Here is a 6,175-nt window from a genome sequence, read left to right as displayed (position 1 = left end):
TTCTATAGGTATAGAATTTACTCTTGCAAGGTAGAATTTAAAAATTCATTTAACTCTGTCTTGAAAATTGGAAACGGATAAGGTATGATATAGAACAAATGTTTGAATAGCAGACTCCGACTGGAGTATAAGAAAGGAAATGAATATACCCATGGCAAAAAAGCAAACCTATGATGCTGGCAGTATCTCGGTTCTGGAAGGGCTGGAGGCAGTCCGGAAACGACCGGGTATGTATATTGGAAGTACGTCCCGTAAGGGATTGAATCATCTGATCTATGAGATCGTAGACAATGCAGTGGATGAGCATCTTGCCGGATACTGCAGTGAAATCCATGTGACACTGGAGAAGGATGGTTCCGCTACGGTGACAGATAACGGCCGGGGAATCCCGGTAGACATGCATGAGAAGGGAATGTCTGCGGAGAGACTGGTGTTTACGACGTTGCATGCAGGCGGTAAGTTTGACAATGCCGCATACAAGACCAGTGGAGGACTTCATGGCGTGGGTTCTTCTGTTGTCAATGCACTTTCGACGTATCTGGATATCCGTATCAGCAGAGATGGATATGTACATCATGATCATTATGAGAGAGGAATCCCGACCGTTGAGCTGGAGGAGGGACTTCTTCCGAAACTGGGAAGAACGAAATCGACAGGAACCTGCATTAATTTTCTTCCGGATCCGGAAATTTTTGAAAAAACCCGTTTTTCTGCGACAGAGGTCAAAAGCCGCCTTCATGAAACCGCATACCTTAATCCGGCACTGACGATTTATTTTGAGGATCTGCGTGCAGCAGAGCCGGAGAAACTGGAATACCATGAACCGGAGGGGATCATCGGATACATCCGTGATCTGAACCGCAATTCGGAGGCACTGCATGAGCCGGTTTATCTGAAAGGTGAGGCGGATGGTATCCAGGTAGAAGTGGCTTTTCAGTATACCAGTGATTTTCGTGAGAATGTTCTTGGTTTCTGTAATAATATTTATAATGCCGAGGGCGGAACACATCTGACCGGATTTAAAACAACGTTTACCACGGTGATGAACAATTATGCCCGTGAGATCGGTGTCCTCAAAGACAAAGACCCGAATTTCACAGGGGCTGATATCCGAAATGGAATGACGGCAGTTGTTTCCATCAAGCACCCTGCTCCGAGATTTGAAGGACAGACCAAGACAAAGCTCGACAATCAGGATGCAGCCAAGGCTACAGGCAAGGTTCTCGGGGAACAACTGGTCCTTTATTTTGACCGGAATCTGGAAACCCTCAAAGCCATTCTTTCCTGTGCAGAGAAGGCTGCCAAGATCCGAAAGACGGAAGAGAGAGCCAAGACGAATCTTCTGGTCAAACAGAAATATTCCTTTGACTCTAATGGCAAACTGGCAAACTGTGAGAAGAAAGATCCTTCTCAGTGTGAGATTTTTATCGTAGAGGGAGATTCTGCGGGCGGTTCTGCAAAGACAGCCAGAAACCGTAATTATCAGGCTATTCTTCCGATCCGCGGAAAGATTTTGAATGTTGAGAAAGCGACCATCGATAAGGTTCTTGCCAATGCGGAGATCAAAACCATGATCAATGCATTTGGATGTGGCTTTTCCGAAGGCTATGGCAATGATTTTGATATCAGTAAACTTCGCTATGACAAGATCGTGATCATGGCGGATGCCGATGTCGACGGTGCACATATCTCAACATTGCTCCTGACACTTTTTTATCGTTTTATGCCGGAGCTTATCTATGAGGGGCATGTCTATATTGCGATGCCGCCTCTTTATAAGGCAATGCCCAAAAAAGGACCGGAGGAATATCTCTACGACGATAAGGCACTGGAGAGGTATCGCAAGGATCATAAACCGGGAAGCTTTACTCTTCAGAGATATAAAGGTCTGGGCGAGATGGATGCAGAACAGCTCTGGGAGACAACTCTGAACCCGGAGACAAGAAGAATGAAGCGTGTGGAGATTGAGGATGCACGTCTGGCTTCCAGTGTGACAGAGATTCTTATGGGAAGCGAAGTACCTCCTCGTAAGGCGTTTATTTATGAACACGCAGCAGATGCGGAACTGGATATTTAAGGGAGGATGCACAAGTTATGGAAACAAAACAGGAAAATGTGATCCGTACAGACTATTCGGAGATTATGCAGAAATCATATATCGATTATGCCATGAGTGTTATTATTTCCCGTGCACTCCCGGATGTAAGAGATGGCCTGAAGCCTGTACAGAGAAGAACCTTATATGATATGTATGAACTGGGGATCCGCTATGACCGCCCATATCGTAAATGTGCCCGTATCGTCGGAGATACAATGGGTAAATATCACCCGCACGGGGACAGCTCCATTTACGATGCCCTGGTCGTTATGGCACAGGATTTCAAAAAGGGCAGGACTCTGGTGGACGGACATGGAAATTTCGGTTCCATCGAGGGAGATGGTGCTGCAGCCATGCGTTATACGGAAGCCCGCCTGGAGAAACTGACACAGGAAGTTTTTCTTGGGGATCTTGACAAGAATGTTGTCGACTTTGTGCCGAACTTTGATGAGACGGAGAAAGAACCGTCGGTTCTTCCAGTCAAAATTCCGAATATCCTGGTGAATGGTGCCGAAGGAATCGCGGTAGGTATGGCGACCAGCATCCCGCCTCATAACCTGGGAGAAGTGGCGGATGCGGTCAAGGCATATATGAAGGATAATACAATCAGTATCAAGGGTCTGATGCGCTACATCAAGGGACCGGATTTCCCGACAGGAGGAATTGTCGTCAACAAGGATGAGCTTCACAAGATCTATGAGACGGGAACAGGTAAGATCCGACTTCGCGGCAAGGTGGAGGTCGAGAAACTCAAAGGCGGCAGGAAGCAGCTTGTGATCACAGAGATCCCGTATACTATGATCGGGGCAAATATTGGTAAGTTTTTGAATGATATTGCATCTCTGATCGAGACAAGGAAGACAACGGACATCGTAGATATCTCAAACCAGTCTTCCAAGGAAGGAATCCGTATCGTACTGGAACTTAAGAAGGATACAGACGTAGAGAATCTTACCAATATGCTGTATAAGAAAACGCGTCTGGAGGATACTTTTGGCGTCAATATGCTTGCAGTGGCAGACGGAAGACCGGAAACCTTAAGTCTGAAGCAGATCATTGAGCATCATGTGGAATTCATGTTTGATGTGACGACCAGAAAATACAGAACCCTTCTGGCCAAAGAGCAGGAGAAGCAGGAAATCCAGGAGGGACTGATCAAAGCCTGTGATGTGATCGACCTCATTATCGAGATCCTGCGAGGAAGCAAAAACCGTGAACAGGTCAAGAAGTGTCTGGTGGATGGTGTGACGGAAGGAATCCGTTTTAAGACCAAAACCAGCGAAAAGGCGGCCTCAAAGCTCAGATTCACAGAGAAACAGGCCGGTGCGATTCTGGATATGCGTCTGTATAAACTGATCGGACTGGAGATTGAGGCACTTCAAGCAGAATATCAGGAGACGATGAGGAACATTGCCCTGTACCAGGATATCCTGAACAATTATGATTCCATGGCGGCGGTGATCATCAGAGAACTGGATGCCATTAAGAAAGAATATGGAAGCAAACGCCGTACTTCTGTTGAGAATGCAGAGGAAGCTGTCTATGAAGAGAAGAAGATGGAAGAGACAGAGGTCTGCTTCCTGATGGACCGCTTCGGTTATATGAAGCTGATAGACAAAAATGCCTATGAGCGAAACAAGGAAGCGGCGCATAATGAGAACCGCTGTGTGTTCCTGTGCATGAACACGGACAAAATCTGCATCTTTACAGATAAAGGAAAGATGCACTCGATCAAGGCAGCAGATATTCCGCTGGTACGCTTCAGGGATAAGGGGACACCGGCAGATAATCTGAGTAATTATGACAGCAGTCAGGAGAGGATGCTGTATGTTGCACCTCTTGGACAGATCCGTCAGGATCAGCTCTTGTTTGTGACCAGGGCTTCTATGTGCAAGCTTGTGGAGGGAACAGAATTTGATGTAGCCAAGAGAACGATCGCTGCCACGAAGCTTGCGCAGGATGATGAGCTTGTCTTTGTGGGAAGTGCAGGCGAAATGGAACAGGTAGTGTTCCAGAGCAATGGAGGATACTTCCTTCGTTTCCTGAAGCAGGAGATATCCACCGCCCGCAGAGCAGCACTGGGTGTGCACGGAATGAAGCTTGCACAGGAAGATTATGTGGAGCATGCATATCTTCTCAGCGGTCATCAGGAGTACGCGATCTCTTATCATGACAGGGAATACCCGCTCAATAAAGTACGGCTTGGAAAGCGCGATACCAGGGGCATAAAACCAAGAAGTTAAAAAATCCTTGCTTTTCGGGCTGTAAGGTGCTATGATATAAATTAACATGATACAGGACAGGATGAGAGTGGACTTCGGTCCACTCTTTTTGCGAGATTGTCCAAATGTGTGAAAGGCAGGTGGAAAATATGAGCAGACGGGATGAATATGAACAGAAGGCAGAGGCAATGCTGGCGCCGATCGTTGAGGAAGCAGGGTTTGAGCTTGTAGATGTGGAATACGTCAAGGAAGCAGGCAACTGGTATCTGAGAGGATACATCGACAAACCGGGCGGAATCACGGTTAATGACTGCGAAGCAGTAAGCCGTAAGTTCAGCGATAAGCTGGATGAAGATGATTTTATCGAAGACAGCTATATTATGGAAATCAGTTCCCCGGGTCTTGACAGACCTTTAAAGAAAGAAAAGGACTTTGTCAGAAGCATGGGTAAGCTGGTAGAAATCCGTACTTATCGTCCAATAGAAAAACAAAAGGAATTCTGTGGAATCTTAAATGCATATGATGATAACAGTGTGACGATCGAGGAGGATGGTACCTTACGCACATTTGATAAGAAAGACATAGCCCTGATCCGGCTGGCAATTGAATTTTAGATTACTGTTTCAGGAAACACGATACAGATATGCTTTGATAAAATGAGGAGGAAATTAAAAAAATGAACAAAGAGTTAATGGACGCTCTGAATGTCCTGGAAAAAGAAAAAAATATCAGCAAAGATACACTTCTGGGAGCAATCGAGCAGTCTCTGATCCAGGCATGTAAGAACCATTTCGGTAAAGCAGACAACGTACATGTAATGATCAATCCTGATACCTGTGACTTCAGCGTTTATGCTGAACGTGAGGTAAAGGAATTTGTAGAGGATCCGGCACTTGAGATTTCTCTTGCAGATGCACAGAACATCAATGCCAATGCAGAGCTTGGTGATGTGATCAAGGTTCAGATCCAGTCCAAGGAGTTCGGACGTATCGCAACACAGAATGCAAAGAACGTTATCCTTCAGAAGATCCGCGAGGAGGAACGCAAGGTTCTGTATGATCAGTACTATGGAATGGAGAAAGAAGTAGTAACAGGTATCGTACAGCGTATTATGGGCAAAAATGTCAATGTAAATCTCGGTAAGGCAGATGCGATCCTGTCTGAGAAAGAGCAGGTCAGAGGAGAGGAATTCCAGCCGACAGAACGAATTAAAGTATACATTCTGGAAGTTAAGGATACTCCTAAGGGACCGCGTATCGAGGTTTCAAGAACACATCCGGGTCTTGTAAAGCGTCTCTTTGAATCCGAGGTTGCAGAAGTAAAGGATGGCACAGTCGAGATCAAGAGCATTGCCAGAGAAGCTGGTTCCCGTACCAAGATCGCTGTATGGAGCAATGATCCGGATGTTGATCCGGTCGGAGCATGCGTTGGTATGAACGGTGCGAGAGTAAACTCTGTTGTTGAGGAGCTTCGCGGTGAGAAGATCGATATCATCAACTGGGATGAGAACCCGGCAATCCTGATCGAGAATGCATTAAGCCCGGCAAAGGTAATCGCAGTTATGGCAGATCCGGATGAGAAGACTGCACTGGTTGTAGTTCCGGATTATCAGCTTTCTCTTGCAATCGGTAAAGAAGGTCAGAACGCCCGTCTTGCAGCCCGTCTGACAGGCTTCAAGATCGACATCAAGAGTGAGACACAGGCAAGAGAATCCGGCGACCTGTATGACTATGATGAGGAAGAAGAACTTGACGCAGAAGCTTCTGAGGAGACAGAGCCGGCAGCTGAGACAGAAACTGAAACAGCTCTGGAAGAATCCAGCGAAACTTCCGAAGAAGAGACAACAGAAGAATAA

General features: G+C 46.3%; 4 protein-coding genes. All 4 read left to right on the top strand.

The genetic code is table 11. The annotated features are described in order from the left end of the window. The first annotated feature begins 151 nt into the window (after nucleotides 1-151). Complete coding sequence (locus LIR34_RS15230; RefSeq protein WP_173902378.1) at nucleotides 152-2,077, top strand: DNA gyrase/topoisomerase IV subunit B; 1,926 nt, start codon at nucleotides 152-154, stop codon at nucleotides 2,075-2,077. 17 nt (nucleotides 2,078-2,094) lie between these two features. Further along, nucleotides 2,095-4,341 carry a DNA gyrase/topoisomerase IV subunit A gene (locus LIR34_RS15225; protein WP_173902377.1) on the top strand — a complete coding sequence of 749 codons (2,247 nt, stop codon included), beginning with the start codon at nucleotides 2,095-2,097 and terminating at the stop codon, nucleotides 4,339-4,341. 128 nt (nucleotides 4,342-4,469) lie between these two features. Beyond that, on the top strand, nucleotides 4,470-4,934 hold the full coding sequence (rimP, locus tag LIR34_RS15220) for a ribosome maturation factor RimP (protein WP_161284756.1): 465 nt from the start codon (nucleotides 4,470-4,472) through the stop codon (nucleotides 4,932-4,934). Nucleotides 4,935-4,996: 62 nt separating this feature from the next. After that, on the top strand, nucleotides 4,997-6,175 hold the full coding sequence (nusA, locus tag LIR34_RS15215; protein WP_173902376.1) for a transcription termination factor NusA: 1,179 nt from the start codon (nucleotides 4,997-4,999) through the stop codon (nucleotides 6,173-6,175).

Origin of the sequence: Blautia sp. MSK17_66 (assembly GCF_020538025.1) — a bacterium.
Taxonomy (GTDB): Bacteria; Bacillota; Clostridia; order Lachnospirales; family Lachnospiraceae; genus Blautia_A.
Note: the sequence above shows the minus strand (reverse complement) of the source record. Positions and strands in the feature narration are given on the sequence as shown.

Coding starts and splice junctions, on each gene's coding strand:
- nusA (WP_173902376.1), top strand. CDS start 4,997: ATGAACAAAGAGTTAATGGACGCTCTGAATGTCCTGGAAAAAGAAAAA.
- LIR34_RS15225 (WP_173902377.1), top strand. CDS start 2,095: ATGGAAACAAAACAGGAAAATGTGATCCGTACAGACTATTCGGAGATT.
- LIR34_RS15230 (WP_173902378.1), top strand. CDS start 152: ATGGCAAAAAAGCAAACCTATGATGCTGGCAGTATCTCGGTTCTGGAA.
- rimP (WP_161284756.1), top strand. CDS start 4,470: ATGAGCAGACGGGATGAATATGAACAGAAGGCAGAGGCAATGCTGGCG.